The sequence below is a fragment of the Streptococcus thermophilus genome, assembly GCF_010120595.1.
GTDB lineage: Bacteria > Bacillota > Bacilli > Lactobacillales > Streptococcaceae > Streptococcus > Streptococcus thermophilus.
Genome location: NZ_CP038020.1, coordinates 651,218 through 673,870, shown reverse-complemented (window position 1 = coordinate 673,870; position 22,653 = coordinate 651,218). Strand labels below are relative to the sequence as shown.

Annotated in this window: 18 protein-coding genes, 1 other RNA gene and 2 pseudogenes; 4 read left to right on the top strand and 17 right to left on the bottom strand. The window is 39.3% G+C overall.

Annotation, left to right across the window (positions count from 1 at the left end; translation table 11 throughout):
• Positions 1-33: 33 nt before the first annotated feature.
• On the bottom strand, positions 34-528 hold the full coding sequence (locus E3C75_RS03560) for an HD domain-containing protein (protein ID WP_111679219.1): 495 nt from the start codon (positions 526-528) through the stop codon (positions 34-36).
• Positions 529-629: 101 nt separating this feature from the next.
• Positions 630-1,367: a TrmH family RNA methyltransferase gene (locus tag E3C75_RS03555; protein WP_084828462.1), complete on the bottom strand. Its 738-nt coding sequence runs from the start codon at positions 1,365-1,367 to the stop codon at positions 630-632.
• A 102-nt stretch (positions 1,368-1,469) separates the two neighbouring features.
• Between E3C75_RS03555 and E3C75_RS03550 the strand changes: the two genes are divergently transcribed.
• The gene (locus tag E3C75_RS03550) at positions 1,470-1,748 is read left to right on the top strand and encodes an acylphosphatase (protein WP_065972893.1); all 279 of its coding nucleotides are present in this window, start codon (positions 1,470-1,472) and stop codon (positions 1,746-1,748) included.
• An 86-nt stretch (positions 1,749-1,834) separates the two neighbouring features.
• Positions 1,835-2,752 carry a membrane protein insertase YidC gene (gene yidC, locus E3C75_RS03545; protein WP_002949461.1) on the top strand — a complete coding sequence of 306 codons (918 nt, stop codon included), beginning with the start codon at positions 1,835-1,837 and terminating at the stop codon, positions 2,750-2,752.
• Positions 2,753-2,807: 55 nt separating this feature from the next.
• Here yidC and E3C75_RS03540 read toward each other — a convergent pair.
• The 12 genes and pseudogenes from E3C75_RS03540 to E3C75_RS03480 form a co-directional block, all read right to left on the bottom strand.
• A pseudogene (locus E3C75_RS03540) lies at positions 2,808-3,385 on the bottom strand (IS3 family transposase); the annotation flags it as partial.
• Positions 3,386-3,700: 315 nt separating this feature from the next.
• Positions 3,701-4,183: a transcription elongation factor GreA gene (greA, locus tag E3C75_RS03530; RefSeq protein ID WP_111679217.1), complete on the bottom strand. Its 483-nt coding sequence runs from the start codon at positions 4,181-4,183 to the stop codon at positions 3,701-3,703.
• A gap of 84 nt (positions 4,184-4,267) precedes the next feature.
• Positions 4,268-6,244: an endolytic transglycosylase MltG gene (mltG, locus tag E3C75_RS03525; RefSeq protein WP_111679215.1), complete on the bottom strand. Its 1,977-nt coding sequence runs from the start codon at positions 6,242-6,244 to the stop codon at positions 4,268-4,270.
• Between the two features lie 99 nt (positions 6,245-6,343).
• Positions 6,344-6,836: pseudogene (locus E3C75_RS03520) on the bottom strand (GNAT family N-acetyltransferase).
• A gap of 60 nt (positions 6,837-6,896) precedes the next feature.
• The gene (murC, locus tag E3C75_RS03515) at positions 6,897-8,225 is read right to left on the bottom strand and encodes a UDP-N-acetylmuramate--L-alanine ligase (protein ID WP_014607936.1); all 1,329 of its coding nucleotides are present in this window, start codon (positions 8,223-8,225) and stop codon (positions 6,897-6,899) included.
• A 26-nt stretch (positions 8,226-8,251) separates the two neighbouring features.
• A complete protein-coding gene (gene zapJ, locus E3C75_RS03510) occupies positions 8,252-8,968 on the bottom strand; it encodes a divisome accessory protein ZapJ (RefSeq protein ID WP_084828459.1) in 717 nt (238 codons plus the stop codon).
• Between the two features lie 155 nt (positions 8,969-9,123).
• On the bottom strand, positions 9,124-12,219 hold the full coding sequence (locus E3C75_RS03505; protein ID WP_084830493.1) for a pilus expression-regulating Snf2 family helicase: 3,096 nt from the start codon (positions 12,217-12,219) through the stop codon (positions 9,124-9,126).
• Positions 12,220-12,328: 109 nt separating this feature from the next.
• On the bottom strand, positions 12,329-14,191 hold the full coding sequence (locus E3C75_RS03500; protein ID WP_111679213.1) for a cell division site-positioning protein MapZ family protein: 1,863 nt from the start codon (positions 14,189-14,191) through the stop codon (positions 12,329-12,331).
• A gap of 2 nt (positions 14,192-14,193) precedes the next feature.
• Entirely contained in the window at positions 14,194-15,360 is a 1,167-nt protein-coding gene (locus tag E3C75_RS03495; protein ID WP_100273260.1) for a THUMP domain-containing class I SAM-dependent RNA methyltransferase, read from the bottom strand.
• Positions 15,361-15,509: 149 nt separating this feature from the next.
• Positions 15,510-15,877, bottom strand: an RNA gene (rnpB, locus tag E3C75_RS03490) — RNase P RNA component class B.
• Between the two features lie 15 nt (positions 15,878-15,892).
• A complete protein-coding gene (gene gpsB / locus E3C75_RS03485; RefSeq protein WP_095559223.1) occupies positions 15,893-16,225 on the bottom strand; it encodes a cell division regulator GpsB in 333 nt (110 codons plus the stop codon).
• Positions 16,226-16,333: 108 nt separating this feature from the next.
• Positions 16,334-16,849 carry an SLOG family protein gene (locus E3C75_RS03480; protein WP_002949411.1) on the bottom strand — a complete coding sequence of 172 codons (516 nt, stop codon included), beginning with the start codon at positions 16,847-16,849 and terminating at the stop codon, positions 16,334-16,336.
• 76 nt (positions 16,850-16,925) lie between these two features.
• Between E3C75_RS03480 and recU the strand changes: the two genes are divergently transcribed.
• The gene (gene recU, locus E3C75_RS03475) at positions 16,926-17,522 is read left to right on the top strand and encodes a Holliday junction resolvase RecU (protein ID WP_002949408.1); all 597 of its coding nucleotides are present in this window, start codon (positions 16,926-16,928) and stop codon (positions 17,520-17,522) included.
• Positions 17,522-19,819, top strand: a complete 2,298-nt coding sequence (gene pbp1a, locus E3C75_RS03470) for a penicillin-binding protein PBP1A (protein ID WP_111679211.1) — start codon at positions 17,522-17,524, stop codon at positions 19,817-19,819. Before recU ends, pbp1a begins: the two co-directional genes overlap by 1 nt.
• 109 nt (positions 19,820-19,928) lie before the next feature.
• Here the strand turns inward: pbp1a and pepC are convergent, their stop codons facing one another.
• From pepC to nadE, 3 genes are all read right to left on the bottom strand, one after another.
• A complete protein-coding gene (pepC, locus tag E3C75_RS03465) occupies positions 19,929-21,266 on the bottom strand; it encodes an aminopeptidase C (RefSeq protein ID WP_014607929.1) in 1,338 nt (445 codons plus the stop codon).
• A gap of 101 nt (positions 21,267-21,367) precedes the next feature.
• Positions 21,368-21,808, bottom strand: a complete 441-nt coding sequence (locus tag E3C75_RS03460; RefSeq protein ID WP_011225416.1) for a DUF805 domain-containing protein — start codon at positions 21,806-21,808, stop codon at positions 21,368-21,370.
• A 15-nt stretch (positions 21,809-21,823) separates the two neighbouring features.
• A complete protein-coding gene (gene nadE, locus E3C75_RS03455; protein WP_002949400.1) occupies positions 21,824-22,645 on the bottom strand; it encodes an ammonia-dependent NAD(+) synthetase in 822 nt (273 codons plus the stop codon).
• Positions 22,646-22,653: the final 8 nt, after the last annotated feature.

Below are 22,653 nucleotides of genomic sequence, written 5' to 3'. Positions count from 1 at the left end.
AAATATCTCCTGAGTTTAATAAATTAATTGTGGCTACTTTGTAGAGTATTGCGACGGAAAAAACTTACTATTTTTAATGCGATTTCGTAAAGGTGTCACTGCTTCTTTAACAGCCCAGTACTTATCCACCATGGTAACGATATAAGATTCCTTATACTTCGGCGGTGCAATAGTTGCTCCCCACATATGTTTGAGGATGATATCCTCTTCTTTTTTGTTTAAATTAATAAGCTTTCTAGCATTACGAACAGCAATCCGTGGGTGCACCCAAGCATGACTCTTATTAAATTTGGTTACTCGCCAATCATAATAGAAAAAATCATGCAAGAGACCACCTCGGGCAGTGCTCTCAGCATCCCAACCTAATTTTTTAGCAATCTTGTAGCTGGTGTAACTAACATTAACCGAGTGTTCCAAACGTGTCGAATGATAATGTTGGACAATCCCATCCAATTTTTGAAAACGTGGGTGTGAAATCAAATGTCCAACAACTTCCATGAATTCTTTATCATCTTCTGGTCGATTCATAATAATACCTCATGAATGTTTCTAATACTTCTTCATTATATCACTAGAGCTTAAATTTATCTTAAAAGGCGAATGTTTCTCAATAAAATCATCCTTAGGACCTAGAGACTAAACATGAGAATCCCTGCAGCAACAGCAACATTAAGACTCTCTGCCTGGCCTGGCATGTTAATATGTACCAGTTGATTAGCGGACTCAGCCATTTCCTTACTGATTCCCTGACCTTCATTTCCCATCACTAGGGCAAAATTACCGTCTGTCTTAACTGCTTTATAGTCAACGGAAACCTCTGAGAGAGTCGTTGCCAAGACTGGTAAATCTTGTTTTTTACAAGTTTCAACCATCTCAAGAATTGGTCCACGGTAGATTGGCAGATGAAAATGACTTCCCTGCATAGAACGTAAGGTCTTCTGATTATAAATATCAGCGGATTTATCTGATAAAAAGACCCCATCATAATCTGCAGCATCTGCTGTTCGAATCATTGTCCCAACATTACCAGGATCCTGAACATCCTCCAATAGCAGATACTTCCCTGAAAGAGGGTCTGGCAAAGCTTGAGTTTGTTTAGCAACTTCTGCAACAATCCCTTGAGGCGTCTGAGTTTCACAGAGCTCCTTAAGAACCTCCGGACTAACCAACTTAACCTTAGACATATTAGCTACACGGTCAGCCATCTCCTCAAGCACAAAAATTTGAAGAATATGCGCACCACTTGCCTTTGCTTCCTCGAAGAGATGCCATCCTTCTATAAGATAACTGGTTTTACGGTGCTTGCGTTGCAACAATTTTCTAGCAGTCTTGATACTAGCATTTTGCTTTGATTGAATGACTTCCATACACTCATTGTAGCAGAAATTCCTTGATAAATCTAGGACTTGACCGACTTTATAGTAAGGATTATACTGAAAGAAAGAATTTTCAAAAGGAGGTCATGGCCCATGCAAAAAGTAAGATTATTAGTCTCAGGAAGAGTCCAAGGTGTTGGTTTTCGTTATTCAACCTATGCATTAGCACTCGAAATTGGAGATATTTACGGTCGAGTCTGGAACAACGATAATGGAACTGTTGAAATTCTAGCGCAATCAGATAAACCTGCTAAGTTAGCTAAGTTTATCCAAGAAGTTCGAAAAGGACCTTCAAAATGGTCTAATGTAACCTATGTTGATGTAACCATGGCTAACTTCTCAAATTACAGTGATTTTCGCATGGCGAATTAAGATGATGCCTCCGTTTTTAGCTTGTTCTCTTCCTTAAAAAAGGGTAAAATAGACAAGTATAACTAAAAAACAAAAGGAATGATATTGTGAATAAAATTCAAAAACGTCTAGCCCTTATGGGGCTTGCTGCCAGCATGCTTCTCTTCCTATCAGGATGTGTGAGCCTTGATAAGTCTGGTAATCCCACTGGCTGGGTCTGGAACCTACTTGGTCGTCCTATGAGCCACGTCATCACCTACTTCGCAAACAATCTTGGTCTGGGATTTGGTCTTGGTATTATCTTCGTAACTATCATTGTTCGTTCGATTATATTACCACTTGGTCTTCACCAATCTCGTAGTGCAGCCTACCAATCAGCAAAACGTGAGTACCTAGCCCCTATCTTGGAACCAATAAACGAACGTTTGCGTAACGCTAAAACTCAAGAAGAAAAAATGGCTGCTCAATCTGAACTCATGCAAGCTCAACGTGAAAACGGTCTTAGCTTGATGGGCGGTATTGGCTGTCTTCCTCTATTGATTCAGTTTCCATTCTTCTCAGCGCTTTACTATGCAGCACGTTACACTCCTGGTGTACTCAAGGATGACTTCCTCTGGTTTAACCTCGGTCATCGTGACTTCCCATTGATTATCATCATTGCCGCTCTTTACTATTTCCAATCTTGGTTGTCTATTCAACAAGTTCCTGAGGAGCAACGTAAGCAAATGGCGGCAACTATGTACAGCATGCCAATCATGATGATTTTCTTTGGTATTAGCTCACCTGCAGCCGTAATCCTTTACTGGTTAGTTGGTGGTATCTTCTCTATTATCCAGCAGTTGATTACTAACTATATCATCAAACCTCGCTTAAAAGAGAAAGTTGCTGAAGAGTTCAAAAAGAATCCTCCAAAAGCCCCTCGTACAACACCAAACAAGCGTAAAGATGTTACTCCAAAAAATACCCAAGCAATTGCAAATAAAGCCAAAAAAAACCGTAACGCTGGTAAGCAAAATCGTAAATAAGCTACAAAAACACTCTTGGAAGAGCATACTGATTCCAAAAAGTTAGACAATTAATTTACACAAAGGACTTAGTTCTGTATTGCACAGAAATAAGTCCTTTTAGTTTTACCTTGATTAGTTTGTTATTGTAATAATCAATATAGTCTACAATAGCTTGTTCCAATTGCTCAAGTGAGTGAAACGTCTTCTCGTAACCATAAAACATCTCAGGCTTAAGAATGCCAAAGAAGGACTTCATCATACCATTGTCTAGACTATTTCCCTTACGTGACATGGACGGTTGGATTCCTTTACCCTCTAAAAAATGATGATAGAAATCATGTTGACATTGCCATCCCTGGTCACTATGGAGAATTGTATTTTCGTAATGCTCCTCTGTAAAAGCTTGTTCTAGCATAGCTTTCACTTGTACTAAATTCGGCGACCTAGAAAGATTATAAGCGACGATTTCACTATTGAAGCCATCTAATACTGGTGATAAATAGAGCTTTTGGCTGCTTGCTGGAATTGCAAACTCTGTCACATCCGTATAACACTTTTCCATTGGTTTAGAGCTTTCAAATTGACGTTGAATAGGTTATCTGCTTTCTTGCCAACTTCTCCTTGGTATGAAGAATACTTGCGTTTACGCCCCATTTTAGGTACTCTTCCTCTTGTCTTCTCAATTCATATATTTGAACTTTATCTTCATAAGCTAATTTCATAATAAAACACCCCAAAAGGTAGATTGTTTCTGTCTAACTTTTGGGGTTTAGTTCAAAAAACTTCAAGAGTGTTTTCTTATAGATAAACTAAGACTAACCTAGCTCCTATTATCTCTGGTAACTAAAAAAGGAGTGAGACAGAACAAATGTTCTGCCTCACTCCCACAAGGATCAAAAAGCTACTACACCATGTAGGTATTTCGATGTTTATTCAAATGCTAGACAATTTTGTCCTAACATTTGCTTAGGATGTTTTTTCTACACTAAGGATTTCAACAGAGTAGCTACCTGCTGGTGATTCGATAGCTACTTTATCTCCAACTTTCTTACCAATCAAGGCTTGAGCAATTGGGCTTTCATTTGAAATTTTACCTGAGAAAATATCAGCACCGGCTGCACCAACGATATGGTAAGTATCTTTGTCGCTTGTACCAACTTCTTGCACAACAACTGTTTTACCAATCGCAACTTCGTCATTAGCAACAGCATCACTATCAACGATTTCTGCGTAACGAATCTTTGTTTCAAGAATTTGAATTTGACCTTCAACAAAGGCTTGCTCATCTTTAGCCGCCTCATACTCAGAGTTTTCTGAAAGGTCACCATAAGAACGGGCAATCTTGATGCGTTCTACAACTTCCGGACGATGTACGAGTTTGTACTCCTCCAATTCTGCTTCAAGTTGTTTTTTTTCTGCTAGGGTCATTACATATGTTTTTTCTGCCATTTTCTTCTCTTTCCTATTTTTTTAGCCAGTTGGTTTGAAATCAAACTCAGTAGTCAGTTACTGAATTTTAATTAACCAATCAGACTATTTATCTTTTAGTTTGCTATTAATATAAGATTCAACATTATGCTGGTGCTCTTCATAGCTCTCAGCAAAATAGACATTACCAGTTGATACATCCGCAACCAAGTACATGTACTTGGTAGAAGATGGATTGATAACCGCTTCTATTGCCGATAGACTAGGACTATCTACAGGACCAGGCATCAACCCTTTATGAACATAATCATTATAAGGGGAGTCAATATTCGTATCAATCGTTGCATCTTCTTTCAAGGTCGTTTCTTGACCAAGTTTTCCAAGAGCATAAAGAACCGCGATATTACTTTGCAGGGCCATGTCTGAATTAAGACGATTATAGAAAACGCTAGCAATGTTTTTACGGTCATCATCAGTTGCTCCCTCTTTTTCAACAAGAGAAGCTAGAGTCAAGATTTCATTAACGTTGTGGTTACTTGATGAAATTGTTGCATAGTATGGTGATAGGTGGGTGTCCATCGTAGATAGCATTTCCTCTGCCAAAGATTCCACCGTCGTATCGTCATGAATATTATAAGTCGCTGGAAACAGATACCCCTCTAGGACATACTTAGCATCTGTAGAATTCGGAAGGTTTGCCAACAAGGTTGGGTACTTCGCTTTCATCTTAGTAATGAAAGCATCATCCTTCATAAGTTTCAAGAAGTCTTTTTCCTTAAGTCCAGTAGATGAATGTTTACCTTTTTTAGCTGATGAATTAACTTCAACCGCCTTGGCGATTTTCTCAATGGTGTATCCTTCTTTAACCAAGACTGTACCCAGAGATGGTTCCTGAGGCTTATCACTTCCTTTTTTCTGAAGTGCCTCAATAATTTCATCCATAGTCATACTAGGCTGAAGGTTATAGTAACCACTTTTTAGATTTGAAATGTTCTTAAACTTGGTATAGTAATTAAAGACTTTACCAGATTTAATGACACCAGCTGATTCCAACAACTGACCGATGTAACTGCTACCTGAATTTTCAGGAATTTCAACACTAATAAACTTAGTCGACTTGACATCTTTTGCACCAACTGCATCACTAACATATCGATAACCAAAGAATCCAGCTAATGATAAGATAAGAATCAAGAAGACAATGATGTTTCTTGCAACTCGTCCTGCACGACGATTATTTTTATTGAGTTTTTGATTTCGGTTGGAGCGTGAAATCGGTTCTTCGTTGATGATTCCGTCCTGTTTAACATCTTTTGGCGAAGACTTTTTCTTCTTCACTTTCTTACGTTTCTTTTTGTTAGATTTTTCAGAGGCTGCTGCTAAAGCAATACTCTCATCACCCTCATTGCCATCAGTTACTAGATCTGACTGAACTCTTACTGGTTCAGAGTGATTACTTACTGTATGATGTTCCCGCAAAAATGCTTCTTTTTGACGTTCTGATGTCATCTTGGACACCAATTCTTTAGGATTCGTGTAGATAGCTTCTTTAGCCTTAGCTTCAATAAGCTCCTTAGCAACATCTGCAGGAATATATTTTTCCTCTGATTCCGCGTTAAGACTAGTTTCCCAAACTGGACGTTTAAAACGACGTTTCAATATTTCAGTCTCCTGAGGAATACTTAAATTTTTCTCCTTATCAACTTGCTCTTTAGGACTTGATATTACGTTTGAATGGACATCAGGGGCTGAAGAATCAGCTTGAGAATTAGAAGACAAGTCAACACTATATTGAAAATCTCGAACCGTCTCAGAAGTCATAGTTTTAGCTATAGCACTATGAGCAACAGAATGAGAACTCAAATTTTGGTTACTTACTTTATTTGACGCTGATCCAGAATCTATTGCATGGCTATCAGCTGACATTGAAAGTGGTGTCTCGGGAACAGCTGCACTTTTTTTATGCTCCTCCTCACGAAGAGAACGGAGCCGTGTCGCTTCTTGTAAATCTCGAAGAATCTGATTTTTAAAGCTTAGGCTATCTTCAGCAGATTCCGAGTATTCATTATGCTTGTCCGTCAAGGCATACCTCCTCTATAGTAACAAACGCCATTATATCTTAAAAAACCAGTTAATGCAAATCAATTGGTTCTTTGTCACAGTAACGTAACACTGGTATTACTAGCCTTCTGGGTTCTCCCAGACCATATTATACCAAATACTATCGCCATGGTTTGATTTGGACTCACCTTCGTCAATGAAACCATTCATCTCATAGTAGGTAATCAGGTAATCATGACAAGTCAAGCTAATCCCTTGACGTTTTTGAGCAATAGCCAGGTCTTTAAAAGCTGCAATCAAGGATGTTCCAACACCTTGCCTTTTAAAGTCTTTGGAGATAGATAAACTAGTAACCGCGATATAGCCTCCTTGACTAGCATTAGGAGTTACCTTGTAGAACAAGTCATCTGTAAGATATCGTTCCGAAATCACAGGTCCTTCGATATAATCAGCTACAGTGCCATCAATTTCAGCAATTAGGAAAGTATCGCAAATTGTCTCTAAACGCTCTGCAAGAGCCTCTGGTGTAGCAGCCTCTTCAGGCGAAAAATTTATCTTGTTCTATACGAACAACATCAGTCCAATCATTCGTTCTAGCGTGTCGAATAATCATCTAAGATTCCTTTCTATCCAAGAGAAAGAGCCGAGCGAAATCGCTACAGCCCTTAATATATTACATGTGGGTTTGCAAGCTTGCTAGGAGCTCTTCAAATGAACGTTCATAAAGTTGGATGTCCCCAGCTCCCATAAAGACATAGACAGCATTGTCATGGTCAAGGAGAGGTGAAACATTCTCAACTGTAACCACTTTGGCAGGTTTATTGATCTTAGCGGCAAGATCTTCAACCTTTACATCACCGTGGTCAACTTCACGCGCAGAACCATAAATTTGTGCCAGATAGACAGCATCCGCTTCATTTAAAGCCTCAGCAAAGTCATCAAGAAGAGCAATGGTACGGGTAAAAGTATGTGGTTGAAAAATAGCAACGATCTCTTTAGATGGGTACTTTTGACGTGCTGCATCTAGTGTTGCAATAATTTCAGTTGGGTGGTGAGCAAAGTCATCGATGATAACAGTATCACTAATAATTTTCTCTGTGAAACGACGTTTAACCCCTGAGAAAGTTTTTAGATGTTCAGCAACTAAGGCCATGTCAAAACCAGCTACATACAAGTTAGCAATAACCGCAGTTGCATTCAAGATATTGTGACGACCATAAGCTGGTACATGGAATTCCCCTATGATTTGTCCATCATGCTTCACCTTGAAGTTAGACCCCGTGGTTGTACGAATAATATCTGTTGCCATGAAGTCATCATTTTCTTCAAATCCATAATAATAGATTGGTGCATTGGATGTAATTTTACGGAGGTTAGAATCCTCACCGTAAACAAAGAGCCCTTTTTGTACTTGCTTTGCATAATCATCGAATGCTGAGAAAACATCATCAATACTTGTAAAGTAATCTGGATGGTCAAAGTCAATGTTAGTGATAATTGAGTAAGCAGGATGGTACGGCATGAAATGACGTTCATATTCATCTGCTTCAAAGACAAAGTATTGCGCATTGGCAGAACCACGTCCTGTTCCATCACCGATAAGGTATGACGTATCTGTGATGTTTTTCATAGAGTGTGACAAGAGTCCTGTCGTAGAGGTCTTACCATGTGCACCAGCCACACCAAAGCTAGTGAACTGATTCATGAAATGACCCAAAAATTCATGGTAACGCTTGAACTTATAACCATTTTTAATGGCATAAGCAATTTCAACGTTGTTATCTTCACGAAAAGCATTCCCAGCAATCAATTCAACATCTTCAGTGATGTTTTTTTCATCGAAAGGAAGGATTGGAATGCCCGCTTGCTCAAGACCACGTTGAGTGAAGTAGTATTTTTCCACATCGGAACCTTGAACCTTGTGTCCCATTTGATGGAGCATCAAAGCCAAAGCCGACATACCAGATCCTTTAATTCCAATAAAATGATAAGTTTTTGACATAGTTTCTCCTTGCAATCAAACTGCGATTAATTTGCATCTTCTAAATGCGTCAAATTTAGTTCTTGAGCAATTCGGTGTTCACGGTGAATTTGACGTTCTGTGTAATTATAAACCTGGCTACGTTTCAAGAAGTCATAGCTATTTTTCTTGACGTTCTTACGAGATGGATTACTAGGTTGTTGATAAGTTGGAGCCACTTCTGCCAAGATATAAGTATCTTGTTTCAGACGATTTGCCAAGTGATGGATTTTTGAGTGTTTACCATTTGGTGCTAATGTTCTCTTAATAGCACTTACAGGAGCTCCCAAGATAGACGCCATCACTGGCTCCTTATCCGTCGTTACAGCAACTGCCTCAACAGTAGCCTCAAAGCTTGGCTTATTTTCTACCTTAGGCTTAGCAGCTAGTGAACGGATATTCGTAGATTTAGTTGATTGAGCTTCTTGGCGTAGGTATTTTTGGCGTTTATCACGTACGTCACGCTTCGCCTTTTCACGGGCTTCTTCAGCATAAGTCATTCCATCCTCTTGTGTTTCAGCTCGGTCTGGAGCCTGCTTACGTTTATGAGGCTTAGCTGACAAGAAATCATGGTTCAGAAAGAAATCGTTATAGTCCTTATCCTGATAAGGACCACGGATATTAGTGATTAAATCTTCATTTTCGTATAAACGCATAGAGATAGGTTCTTGCAAGCAAGATTCTCCGTCCGGAATCAACGGAAATTGTCGTCTTTGGCGATGCATAAAAGACTTCCTTTCGTTTTCGAGATGATGCGTATCTTAATATAAACAATCGGGAATGGGGAGATACGTCTTGCAATATTCTATTATATCCTAATTCAAAAGATTTGCCTAGTGTCATTTTTATATCTTAGTATTCCAATATTAAATATAACAGATTAAGATATTGCAATACCAAGAATTTCTTTAATATCCTCAACTGTCATGCTAGCACAGCTTTCATTGCCATCTAATACTGTTGTAACGAGATTTTTCTTACCTTCTTGAAGCTCAAGAATCTTCTCTTCGATAGTACCTCTTGTAATCAAACGGAAAACTTCGACATTTTGTTTCTGACCTATACGATGAGCACGACTAATAGCCTGCATTTCCACCGCTGGATTCCACCAAAGGTCAATCAGAATAACTGTATCAGCACCAGTCAAGTTGAGTCCTACCCCCCCTGCTTTTAAAGAAATCAAAAAGGCATCTCGACTCCCCTGATTGAAGGCTCTGGTCATCTCATGACGACTATCAGATGGGGTCGACCCTGTTAGCTTATAAGAGGAAATACCTAACTCTTGTAAAAGTTCCTCTGTAATATCTAACATCCCACGAAATTGTGAAAAAATAAGGACACGATGGTCTGATTCCTTAATTTGACTAAGTAGGTCTCTAAGACTATCTAATTTCCCACTATCACCAGCGTAATCCATAAAGAGGGCTGGCGTGTCACAGATTTGGCGTAAGCGGGTAATTCCTGACAAGATTTCCACCTTACGACGATTAATTTCCTGATCACTTGCTGAAATTAAACCTTGTTGCATCTGTTGCAATTGTGCTAAATAAATAGCCTTTTGACTATCCGACAATTCACTTTGGTGCGTAATTTCAATCAGGTCCGGTAAATCAGGAAGAACCTCATCTTTTTTACGTCTAAGAATAAATGGAGTAATGTACCGGGCCACTTCCATAGGTGTTAGCTTAAGAAAAGTTTTCTTAGCTGGTAAAAGCCCCGGTAAAACAATCTGGAAAATAGACCAAATCTCCAACAAATGATTTTCAATAGGCGTTCCAGATAGAGCTAGGCAATGCGGAACAGAAAAATCACGTAAATATTGAGCAATCTTCGTCTGAGTATTCTTCATGACCTGTGCCTCATCTAGAATGAGATAATCATACTGACCAGCCTTATAAACATCAAAATCCTGACGGAATGAAGCATAGCTAGTAATAATAATCTGATGGTCTTCTGCAATGATCTCATCACGTTTTGGCTTAAGTCCATAAGAAACTGCTACATCTAACTGAGGAGCAAATTTTTTAAATTCATCCTGCCAATTGTAAATTAAACTCGATGGCGATAGAACCAAGACTCGTTGTCCATCCTCTAAATGTGCAGAAAGATAAGCAATGGTCTGTAAAGTTTTCCCCAACCCCATATCGTCGGCTAAAATACCACCAAAACCATAGTGATGCAACATTGATAGCCATTGAACTCCTCTTTCTTGGTAAGGACGAAGGTTAACTTCTACATGATAGGATGGCAGGTCGAACGTTTCCGGTTTTCTCAAATGTTGCGCTAGCTGTTGAAAATCTTCTGAAAAACGAACAGAATCATTTTCTGAAAGAGAGTCCATCAATTGATAGGCGGCTAATTGATGGAGTTCTAGATGCCCTTCCCCCGAATAACGGGCCCTCAAAGTTCTTAGACTCTCACTGATACGTTGTGTCCCCTCATCAAAGACAATCAACTGACCACTACGATTAACAAAGTAGGGCGCTCTGTCCATCAAAGCTTCTAAAGCATGATCCACATCCCCATCATCGAGACTTGAAAAATCAAACGAAATATCTAATAGATTTCCTTGACGCTCTACCTGAATTTGTGGACTCTGTTCAACACGTAAGTCACGCAACTCCTGTCCAATAAGAACTGGCCCTGCATTTTCAAAAGCTGGTAGAGTATTTATAAAAAAATCATAGAGCTCTTGATTGCTATTTAAGCGTTTAGATGACTGAAAATCAGGGGTAAATCCATGTTTAACCATCAAACGAAAAATAGCCTGTTCATTACGATAGTTACTAGTAAAGCCTAAATGACTTAACTCATAACGATTATCCACAACATATCCATCAAAATCAAAAGCCAATGTGAGCACAACCTCGCGTTCACCTTTCAAATCAAAGCGAAATCTCGGGGTGAAATCTTTGATATTAAACGCTTTTGGGGCTTTAACCGGTCCCATAGTCTTAAAATCAGAAAGACTAGCAGCTAAGATAGCTTGTTCTTCTAGATTAAAACTGACATGTTTATTCAAATTACTTCCGATAGGGAGAGAACGTAAGCCAAGCAAAATTTTTTGCTGTTTTCTATTAAGACGATAGAAAACACCCTGATAAAAGATAATACGATTATTAAAAAATGTTTGGCTATTTTTCTCAGCAACAGTCAATTCAATCATTTTGGGCTCGACACAAATATCAAACGAGAAAAGATTGGCTTTAGCAGTCAAGTCCTCTACCAAAAAGCTGCGATATTCAATACCTTCCCATTCAAACCTGAAGCCATCCAAATCTTGCATCAACCTCAATCCCTCCTCAAAAAAACCATAGGGGAGACTAAGGTGTCGTGCATTATTCGGTAAAATAAAGGTTAAATTTGTTTTGGCTTCATCTGGAATCATCCGTCCTAAAAAGTCTAAAAATGCTTGTGAAGCCTGGTCGAACTGAATGAGTGATAGAGGTTCATAGTAATTCTTACCTATCTGATAATAGCCTTCAGTCTCTATAAGCTTGAGGAAGGCTGGGATATCTCGAACAACGTAAGAACGTTCGTCCGGTAAGCGACGTAAACGTAAACTCCACCAAATCTCTGAACCAAAGGTAGATTCCTCTCCCTCTACCGTGAGGCTATATCTAACTGTATCATCCTCATTCAGAGAAAGGCTCTCTAAAAATAAACCACCAAAAGAACGCCCCCGCTCTTGGTCCTGGGCGGACTCTTGTTTCTCCTCTAATTTTGCTAAGAGACGCTGGCCCTCCTTAGCATTTTTTAGATAATACTCAACCGCTGCCAAATGGGAGCAATAGCCTTTTTGAGCGAAAAAATCACAGTCACACATGATTTCAGAATCATCGAGTGCATAAATTAAATGATGTTGGCCAACTGTCGTGTCCAACTGAGTTTCTGAGACCTGACTAATGGCAATTAAACCCTTTTCAAAAAGTTTAATCCCCTCATTACGGACTCTACCCGGCATCAATTTCGCCATAGTATTCACCCCTATCTTATCCCCCTATTATAGCACAAAACTCTTATAAACTCGGACTTCACCAAGATAAAACAAAAAAACACTCCCTAGGGAGTGTCGTCGATTTTTATTAATAATCAAGTTTATCTGAGTGACCTGAACCATTGCCTACAAAGTAACCTGTCTTACAGTTGATACTAAAGAGATAAGTTCCATCTGGAAGGTACATGTTGTAGTAACCATTTCCGTTGATGATGTTGACTGGCTCAAGGATAAAGTTATCTCCTGAGAAGTACCCACGTGAGTGAGATGTTGCAATAATCTTATCAAGAACACCATTAGCCCAAGTCCAAGCTGGATTACTTGTATCCGCTACTACGTTTGCATTATAAGGCACACGAGAGCGATCACGTTGAAGGATAGATGGATTGTAATTCATGATGCCACGTGTCACAACTGTTGAAGTTGCAGCTGTACCACTAGAAACTCCACCAGCCGTACCTGTTACACCTGAATTAGCTGCTCCAGATGTGTTATCTCCCGAAGGAGTAGCAGTATTAACACTTTCAGAAGCTGTCACTGCAGACGTTGCACTTGCAGCCTTACCCTTTTCTTCAAGCTGTGTTTTACCGCCCTTAATGACTTCTTGGATAATGCTATCAAGACTAGCATTGCCAGTATTTGTTACACGTTCTGAAAGATCATTAAAGTTTGCATCAGATTTAACTGAGATAGAGGCATTATAGCTACCGTCTACAAGAGCATCTGATTCATACTTACTATTGACTTTTTCAATAGCTTCGATTTGTTTCTTCAAGTTATCGTATTTGGTCTTAGCTGCATCATAATACTTGGTTTTTTCCAATTTTTTAAGTAGTTTTTCCAAGTCTGATAGCTTACCAAATTGATCATTAGCTAGTTTTGTTTGCTCATCATCTGTGAAGAAATTCTTATACATGTCTTCGAAGGCTTTATTATCAGAAGCTGATGCGCCCTTGCTTGATGATGATATCACTGCTGAAGAAGCAGTGCTTGTAGTTTTCGCAGATTGGCTATGTGTTACTTTATAAAGAGCATAGCTCCCACCAATTATAGCTAGAGCAAGAACCGTGAGAGCACCTATAACAACACCCTTACGGCGATAAACTGGAATATCACCATCAAAGACACCTTTATGAGATGGAGAAATAGACCCTGAAGAGATTTTATCTTCTGCTGATGGACGACTAACTGTCATAGACACTTTTGGTGTCGCTTTTGCTTCATCAGCTTTAACTCCTGTTACACCAGCAACTGTTGTGGCAATAGCTTCTGAGTCGATTGTTTCTGAGACTTCAACATCTTCCAACAGAGGTTTAGAGGCTTGTGGTTCAGAAGCCTTGTCATCAGCAGGTAAAGTACTTTCTGGTTTCGGATCATCAACATTGTCTACCATAGCAGTGTTATCAACTTGTTGATTAGTTGAGGTAGTCGTCGCAGCAAGGGCTTCACCAAGATCAAATTTTTCTGATTCTGACGTGATAAAACGATCAGCATTAGTTGATGTTATGATGGTTTCAGAGCTTTCACTTTCTGGTTTCACAGTGATTTCAGAGTCAACAGGAGCTCGAGTATCATCTGCCTTAGTTTCAGTTGTGCCAAAACCAGATGTAATAGGTGTTACTGTTTCGTCAGCAGTCGTTGAGTTAGTTGACTCATTAGCCAATGTTTGACCAATCAAACCTGAATCAGCAAATTCCTGACGTTGCTTTTGAATGAAGGCATCCAAGGGTGATGTATCGCCATCTGCTTCAATTTTCTTTGAGAATTTTTGTGAGGTAACTTCTTCACGATGTTGCTTAATATACTTATCCAAAATACTATCTGTTTCGGTTACACCAGCATTAATCTCAGCTTCTTTGCGGACAGCCTCACCGACTGTCATTTCCTTGGCATCTTGGAAATCTAACTCTTGGCTTTCTTCATAGCCATTTTGTGTTTTATCTTCTGACACGTTTAATTTACCTTTCTAGCCTCAGAACGGCGAACACGCTCTCCAAAATATTGATACAAATCAACGCGAAGTGTTCCGTTATAAAGCTTACGTTTTTTATCAGCTTTCATGCCGTATTTACTTTCAAATTGTTCATCACTGGTCAAGATAAACTTGCTCCACGTTTTAAGCGGCGCAAAAGTTTGACCCATTTCATTATACAAGATATCCACGGCCTTGTCATCCAACAAGCGCTCCCCATAAGGAGGATTTGAAATAATGACACCGTTTATTTTATCTGTTTTCAAGTCCTGTAAACGCATTTGTTTGAATTTAACAACATCTTCAAGACCAGCTTCGCGAGCATTAGCCTTAGCAATCTCAACCATACGGCTATCAATATCACACCCCATAATGTCTAATGCAACATCGTAATTTGCCTTGCTATCAGCTTCATCTCGTACTGACTGTACTAAATCTTTACCCACCCAATTCCATGCCTCAAAAGCAAAATCACGATTAAAACCTGGTGCAATATTCATTCCAATCATAGCAGCTTCAATACAGAAGGTCCCCGAACCACAAGTTGGGTCAATCAAAGGTTTGTCAGGATACCAGTTGCTAAGTTCAAGAATAGCAGCTGCCATATTTTCTTTAATAGGTGCCCCACCTTTATCAGTACGATAACCACGCTTAAAAAGACTAGCGCCTGTAGTATCAATTAAAATAGTAGCCTTATCCTTTAAGATAGAAACTTCAATCTTAAATTCCGCACCTGTTTCTTGAAGAGGCACTCCTTCCGGACGGTGGAAATACTTCTGTAGTTTTTTAACGACAGCTTTTTTAGAAATCGCCTGAACAGACGGCTCATTATGAAGCTTTGATTTAACACATTTAGCTTTTGAAATTGGGAACTTTGCACCTAAGGGAAGATAATTTTCCCAGTCCAAAGCAAAAACTCCCTGAAAAAGCTCCTCAAAAGTACGTGCTGGAAACTCACCCACCACAATCTTGATACGGTCTGCAGCTCTCAACCAAAGGTTAGTTTCAGCAATCGCACGAACATCACCCTGAAAACGCACCTTACCATTTTCAACCTGGGTCTCATACCCCAACTCACGTAGTTCACGTCCAACCACAGATTCAAGTCCGGCTGCAGCAGTTGCTACTAATGTAAATGTTTCTTTCATTGTCATCCTTTTACCTAATTATTACGAGTACAAATTTCCCTAAGCTATAGCTTATTATTCACTCTTGCCCTTAGATGGTAGACGCAAAAGAGACGATTCTTGCTAAAAGAAGGCTGAGACATGTGTCCCAGCCTCACCTATATGCAATTTTCTATAAGCCATGTTCTGTTCCAGAAGTGACTAGGTACCACTTCCTTCGATAATCATCTGTCTACTGCATAGCAGTCAGAATGGTCCGTTCGTTTCCGGCCATCCCATGCCCCTACCAAAGTTTGGGTTGCTAGCTTGAGGGGTTTACCGCGTTCCACTTTTTAGGTTTCCCTAAAAACTCCGTCACTGTGGCACTTTCAGAGCTACTAAAACCTATCCGCAGACTTAGCCAGTTCGCTCGCCGTAACTTGAAAATCAAGTCCCTAGGCTTATTGATTCGCCTAGCACAAACACTACTGGCATCACAGCCAGTGCTAGCATGGACTTTCCTCATGGAAGACTTGCAACCATGCGATTATCCGAAAATTGCACAAAACCAGTTTTATTCGACGATTTGTTTTCCAAAGACCTCTTTTTCCAAACGACTGATACGTTTTAAGATATCATAGTTTGAAGCCGAAGCAATATTGGCAGTGGCATGTGATGGTTCACTTGTCGAACTTGCATATGCGGGACGGCTTGCAGGAGCCGATGTTCCCTTAGCCTTCAGTTTTGCATTTTCTTCTTGCAATTCCTTAACTAGAGCAATGTAGACAGTGTAATCTTTGATCACATCATCTAGAAACTCATCAACTTCTGTTTTATCGTATCCACGTATGCTTGTTTTAAATTCTTGTTCGTAGATTTTCTTGGGCGTTAAATTAATCTTAGCCATTATTCTTCTCCAATACTTGTCTTATCTAACTTACTAATACTTTACAGTCTATTGTTTTCATGATACAGAAAAAAATATAAAAATGCAAGTTTAAAACGTAATTATATCCTATTCCGACATGACTTCATTGAGGTCATCAAAAGTCAATCGAAATAAGGGATAATCACTTGCTGCTATTATCATATTGTAAAAATATTTCAAATTTGTTTCATTTTCAGGCTCATAAAATAAATAAGCTTGGTCTGTATTATCGATGAGAAACTGATTAAATTGTTTGAACTGAGCTGGCGATTGATAAGCTGGAAAACTATACTTTACGAAATCAACTTGTTTAAAGGCTGCCAATTTTTCTTGGTTAGCTTCACTCCAATTCTGACCGTGTGTTTCAAATGGAAATAACGTCGCTAACCTCAAAGGGTAGTCTTTCTGAAGTTCCTTAGCCACTTCTAGCGCCCAAAATTCAAAACCAAGGTTCCCAGTAAAAATCATCCAATCCACACCTTCATCTAAAAAACGTTTAAGATCACGTTTGATTGCTTTCTTAATGATATTTACCTTAGGATCCTTGTCTTTAAAAACACCAAGTTCAAAGCTCTTATAGCCCGTTATGAGTAGTGATGTCATTTATTGTTTTCCTCGCTCATTTTATGGTATAATGAAATAGTCTTTATGCATATCTTATAAATAAGAAGGGAAAGAAATGGTAAACTATCCCCATCAGATATCTCGTAAGATAGCACAAGTACGTACTAAAAAATCTAATAGAGTTGACTTTGCCAATCGGGGGATGAACTTTGAATCTGCTATTAATGCGACTAATGATTACTATTTGTCGCGTGGCTTAGCCGTTATTCATAAGAAACCTACACCGGTTCAGATCGTCAAAGTCGATTATCCAAAACGCTCACGAGCAAAGATTGTAGAAGCTTACTTTAGGCAAGCCTCAACTACTGACTACTCTGGCGTTTACAAAGGATACTATATTGATTTTGAAGCCAAAGAGACACGGCAAAAGACATCTATGCCTATGAAAAACTTTCATGCGCATCAAATTAAGCACATGTCTCAGGTCATCAATCAAGATGGAATCTGCTTCGTGCTACTCCACTTTTCAACGCTTAAGGAAACCTACCTTCTGCCTGCCAAAGACTTAATCGCTTTTTATCAAATTGATAAGGGGACAAAATCAATGCCTCTTGATTATATCAAAAAAAGAGGTTATGCAATCGCAGAATCAGCTTATCCTCAAGTTCCTTATTTAGAGATCATTGAAAAATTATTAGGTGGTAACACATAATGGCTAAATTTAATTTCAGCAACTTTAAAGAATCACTTAACGGTTCAACTAAACGTGCTAAAAACACACAGGTTAAACATTCAGATTCTTCTCGCTATAGCAAAGGAAAACGCTCAGCTGCTTCAGATCAAAATTTAGGATGGCGTATTGCAAAATACGCTTTTATTGGACTACTCACTTTCTTTGTAATCTGTGTCATCGCTGGTGGTGGACTCTTTGCTTACTATGTTAGCAGTGTTCCTAAACTTACCGAGAACAAGTTGCAATCAACAAACTCAAGTAGGATTTACGATGGTAATGGTAGTCTTATTGCTGACTTGGGATCCGAAAAACGTGAAAGTGCATCAACAGGTGAGATTCCTATAATCCTAGTCAATGCAATTACCTCTATCGAGGATAAGCGTTTCTTTACCCATCGCGGCATTGACGTTTATCGTATTATGGGAGCCGCTATTAACAACCTTCGCCATAACAGCACTCAAGGGGGATCTACACTTGACCAACAGTTGATTAAGTTAGCCTACTTCTCAACTAATACCTCAGACCAAACCCTTAAACGTAAGTCACAAGAAATATGGTTATCTCTCCAAATGGAGCGTCAGTATACTAAACAAGAAATCTTGACCTTCTACGTTAATAAGGTTTATATGGGTAATGGTTACTACGGTATGAAGACCGCAGCTAAATCTTATTTTGGTAAAGAATTAGGTGACCTCTCAGTTGCCCAAGCAGCTCTTCTTGCTGGTATCCCACAAGCACCAACACAATATGATCCTTATGCTAATCCGGATGCTGCTAAAGAACGTCGCAACACTGTTCTTAATGAAATGTATGAAGACAAAAATATTTCTAAAGAGGAGTACGAGCAAGCTAAAGCAACGGATGTATCAGATGGTCTTCTTCCACTTACGAATAAAGCTAGCTACGAACCATACCTAGATAACTACATCAAACAAGTTATTGAACAAGTCTCTACCGAAGCCAATGCTGATATCTACTCAGCTGGGCTCGATGTCTATACAAATCTTGATCCTGATATTCAAAAATACATTTGGAATGTCTACAACTCAAATGATTATATTGCTTATCCTGATGACAAATTTCAAGTAGCTTCTACTATCATTGATGTTACCAATGGACATGTTGTTGCTCAATTGGGATCACGTCACCAAGACGAAAATATTGCCCTTGGTACAAACCAAGCTGTTCAAACTGACCGTGACTGGGGATCTACAATGAAACCTATCACCGATTACGCACCTGCTATTGAAAAAAGGGTATATACTAACACCGGTACTACCGTTTACGATACCCCTTATAATTTCCCTGGTACTTCAACTCCAGTTTACAACTGGGACCGCAAGTATTACGGAAGTATCTCTCTGACTTATGCGATTCAAAAATCACGTAACGTTCCTGCGGTTAAAGCGCTTCAAGCGACTGGCTTGGAGTATGCTCAATCCTTTTTGAAAGATTTAGGTATTGAGTACCCAGAGATGTTCTATTCAAACGCTATCTCATCTTCAACAACATCATCAGATCCTAAATATGGTGCTTCAAGTGAGAAGATGGCGGCTGCCTATGCAGCCTTTGCCAATGGTGGTACTTACTATAAACCATCCTACATTAAATCAATTAAATTTGAAGACGGTTCAACAAAATCATACGATTCTAAAGGTGTCGAGGCCATGTCGCCACAAACAGCTTATATGATGAATAGCATGTTGAAACAGGTTTTGACAGGTGGTACAGCGACTGAAGCTTATGTACCTGGCACCATCAATGCTGGTAAAACGGGTACATCTAGCTACAGTGACGATGAGTACTATCAAGTACAAAAAGAAAGTGGCGTCTACGCTGATCTTATTGTTCCTGACGAAACGTTCGTTGGTTATAATACTAAATATGCAATGGCCATTTGGACAGGTTATGAAAACCGTAAAACTCCACTTTATGGCTCAGACCTAAATATCGCTAAACAAATCTACGGTCTAACAAGTAGATACCTCAACCAGATGTATGGTGCAGGTTCGGAAGATTTCGATATGCCTAGTGGTGTTTACAACAATGGTAGTTACGTCTTCCTAACTGGTTCGTCAACGTCAAATGTTTATACCGGATCACTAGGAACATCTAGCTCATCATCAAGTTCGGATTATGGTAAAAGTAGTGACTCATCAAGTTCACAAGATAGTCAACAGTATGGCCCAGATGCATCAACAAATCCTTCAACATCGGGTTCTAACGGTGCTGAGAATTCAAATTCAAACACTTCTACTTCTACAGTAGATGAGTAAAAAGGAATTGAAAAGAGTTATCTATTAGATAGCTCTTTTTACAACCATAAATTTTAATGAAGTCAACTAAAAACACTGGAATTCTATCCAGTGTTTTTGAAATATCCTCTTATTTTGAAGCAAGGGATCCCATTGGGTCCCAAGGTGCAAGCACTTGTGGATCTGCTTCATAGGCAGCCAACTCTTCAGCTGTAAGGAAATCTTTGCGAACAACGATTTGATATGTATATTCATCCATCCAAGCATCAGAAGCAACAAAGTACCCCTTTTGTCCAACCTTATCTCCCCAAGAGTTTTCAATCTTCCATTTAATTGGTTTACCATCAGCATCCAGATCAACACCTGTCAATACCATGGCATGGGTCATGAGAGATTCACTGTAGTCTAAACGTCCAGCCTTGTCTTGAGTCCAGTTAATATCCATGCTAGCTGTAAAGTCGTAAACATTAGTTGCAAGAATGCCTTTTTGACGGTCCGAAACCTGACCAACATCTGAACCAAACCATACACTCTCTCCTGCCTTCATCTGTGCAATAGCAAGCTCTTTGAATCGGTCCATTGGGAGGTTAATATAACGAACACTTGGCGCACCTACAACATTTCCCAACATCTCAACCGTGTAAGATTTTCCGTAAGGTTTATCAGCTGTTGGAGCGTTGATAACTGATACATAGTCGCTGAGTTTAAGGCCAACATATTTTTCAAAGAAGGCCCGTGGCGTGATACCCTTCTCAGATCGATAGTTATCATCTTTATCTCGATAGGCAAAATCAAACTGACGTGGTGGCAAGCCAAGGGTCATGGCAAGATAATTGAAGATTTCTTGAAGGAACTCCTCCTTTTTAGCTTGAACAGCAGCCTGATCAGCACCACTGGCAATCAAATCGCGCAAGATTTGGGCATCTTGACGAAGGAGTTTATTAAGGTATTGATTAAGCTCACGACTATTGCTTGAAGCTACAGATTCTGGATATACTGATTTTGGTACAACACCATATTTTTCAAAGAGTGATACGACCATATCCCATTGTCCACCATCTTGTTGAGGGGTATCCAAAAGGAATTTAACCTTACGACTACCAATTTCTTGATCTGCTGTAGCAATAATTTGTTCCAAGAACCAGTTTGATTTTTCATATTTATCCCAGAAAAATGTGTGGGCTTGAGAAAGCTCGAAACTTTCCAATTTGAAGTCTGAAATCAATTTATGGCGGAAAGTATTAAGGGCCGCAAACATCCAGCAACGACCTGAAGCTTTTTGGTTAGACACCTCATCTTTAGTCAAATCAATTGAGAAAACAAAATCATTTTCCACTTCTGATTGACGTGTCTCGATAGATTTAAGCAAGCCGTTATGGGTTACTGCATTTTCAATAGCGCCGTACTTGGCATTGGCCTCATAATCTGCAAATAGTTTTTCTGTGAAATCTGTTGATAGTGAAGTCATAAGATTCCTCCTTTTAAGACTTATTACTATCTATTTTATCACTAATTTCTGAAAATTCAATTTAAAAATACCCCTAGGTTAAACCTAGGGGTACGACAATCTTATTCAACTTTATCAAAAAGCGTTTCAGGTGCTGGTTTAGTTGGCTGACATGACATGACAATGAGTACAATACTTCCAATGAATGAGAAGAAAGTCAAGATTGGTACAAGCCCTATACAACTTAGAAGCCCCCAAGCCGGATGAATACCTGCATCTCGCAAACGACGAAATTGAAGGGACAGTTGTGGAATTAATATGATCAATCCAAAAATCATTATTGGTGACATATATTTCAAAATCATTTTTTGTATTTCAGTTGAGTCATTTAATATCGCTGGGTTATGAGACACATTACTGAAGAAAGGAATGAGAACAAAACCTACTACAAGGATAGTACTAATGATGACATTAATCAAGTAAACCCACCAGTAGTCTGGGCGCGTCGAACGTCCACTAAAATCAAAGGCACGCTTCCAAAAATCAATATAAGCTTTAATCATAAATCATTTCTCTTATTATTTCCAAAAATCGTCAAAAATGGTGATTGGCAAGTGACGTTTGTGTTGACCTTTACGCCACCAAGTCTCAATCGTTTCCTGAGCTTTGGCTGATACTTCCTTGCCTTCAAGGTAATCATCAATCTCATGATAGGTCACTCCCAATGCCACTTCGTCGGCAATTCCTGGTTTATCTTCTTCCAGGTCAGCTGTTGGTACTTTTTCATAAAGGGCTTTATCAGCACCAAGCTCTGCAAGAAGGGCAGCGCCTTGACGCTTGTTTAGACGAAAGAGTGGCAGGATATCCGCACCACCATCACCAAATTTTGTGAAGAACCCTGTAAGGTTTTCAGCGGCGTGGTCTGTCCCAATAACTGCTCCACTATTTTCACCAGCAACCGCATATTGGGTTATCATACGTTGGCGGGCCTTGATATTTCCCTTATTAAAGTCAGATACGTTTACACCTGCCTTGGCCAGTTCAGCAACCTGACCATCAACAGCTTCTTTAATGTTAATCGTAAGACTTACATCTGGCTTGATAAAAGCTAGGGCACGTTGGGCATCGTCTTCATCTGCTTGAACTCCATATGGTAAACGAATGGCGATAAACTGATAGTCTTTTTCTGTCTCTGCACGAAGTTCTTCAACCGCAAGTTGCGCAAGACGACCAGCCAATGTAGAATCCTGACCTCCTGAAATCCCTAAAACATATGTTTTAAGGAATGGATGTTTGATCATGTAGGCCTTCAAAAAATCAACGGATTTTCGAATCTCTTCCTTCGGATTAATGCTAGGTTTAACTCCTAGTTGAGCAATAATAGTTTCTTGCAAAGTCATATTTTCTC

Coding starts and splice junctions, on each gene's coding strand:
- E3C75_RS03560 (WP_111679219.1), bottom strand. CDS start 528: ATGAATCGACCAGAAGATGATAAAGAATTCATGGAAGTTGTTGGACAT.
- E3C75_RS03555 (WP_084828462.1), bottom strand. CDS start 1,367: ATGGAAGTCATTCAATCAAAGCAAAATGCTAGTATCAAGACTGCTAGA.
- E3C75_RS03550 (WP_065972893.1), top strand. CDS start 1,470: ATGCAAAAAGTAAGATTATTAGTCTCAGGAAGAGTCCAAGGTGTTGGT.
- greA (WP_111679217.1), bottom strand. CDS start 4,183: ATGGCAGAAAAAACATATGTAATGACCCTAGCAGAAAAAAAACAACTT.
- murC (WP_014607936.1), bottom strand. CDS start 8,225: ATGTCAAAAACTTATCATTTTATTGGAATTAAAGGATCTGGTATGTCG.
- zapJ (WP_084828459.1), bottom strand. CDS start 8,968: ATGCATCGCCAAAGACGACAATTTCCGTTGATTCCGGACGGAGAATCT.
- E3C75_RS03505 (WP_084830493.1), bottom strand. CDS start 12,219: ATGGCGAAATTGATGCCGGGTAGAGTCCGTAATGAGGGGATTAAACTT.
- E3C75_RS03495 (WP_100273260.1), bottom strand. CDS start 15,360: ATGAAAGAAACATTTACATTAGTAGCAACTGCTGCAGCCGGACTTGAA.
- gpsB (WP_095559223.1), bottom strand. CDS start 16,225: ATGGCTAAGATTAATTTAACGCCCAAGAAAATCTACGAACAAGAATTT.
- E3C75_RS03480 (WP_002949411.1), bottom strand. CDS start 16,849: ATGACATCACTACTCATAACGGGCTATAAGAGCTTTGAACTTGGTGTT.
- recU (WP_002949408.1), top strand. CDS start 16,926: ATGGTAAACTATCCCCATCAGATATCTCGTAAGATAGCACAAGTACGT.
- pbp1a (WP_111679211.1), top strand. CDS start 17,522: ATGGCTAAATTTAATTTCAGCAACTTTAAAGAATCACTTAACGGTTCA.
- pepC (WP_014607929.1), bottom strand. CDS start 21,266: ATGACTTCACTATCAACAGATTTCACAGAAAAACTATTTGCAGATTAT.
- E3C75_RS03460 (WP_011225416.1), bottom strand. CDS start 21,808: ATGATTAAAGCTTATATTGATTTTTGGAAGCGTGCCTTTGATTTTAGT.
- nadE (WP_002949400.1), bottom strand. CDS start 22,645: ATGACTTTGCAAGAAACTATTATTGCTCAACTAGGAGTTAAACCTAGC.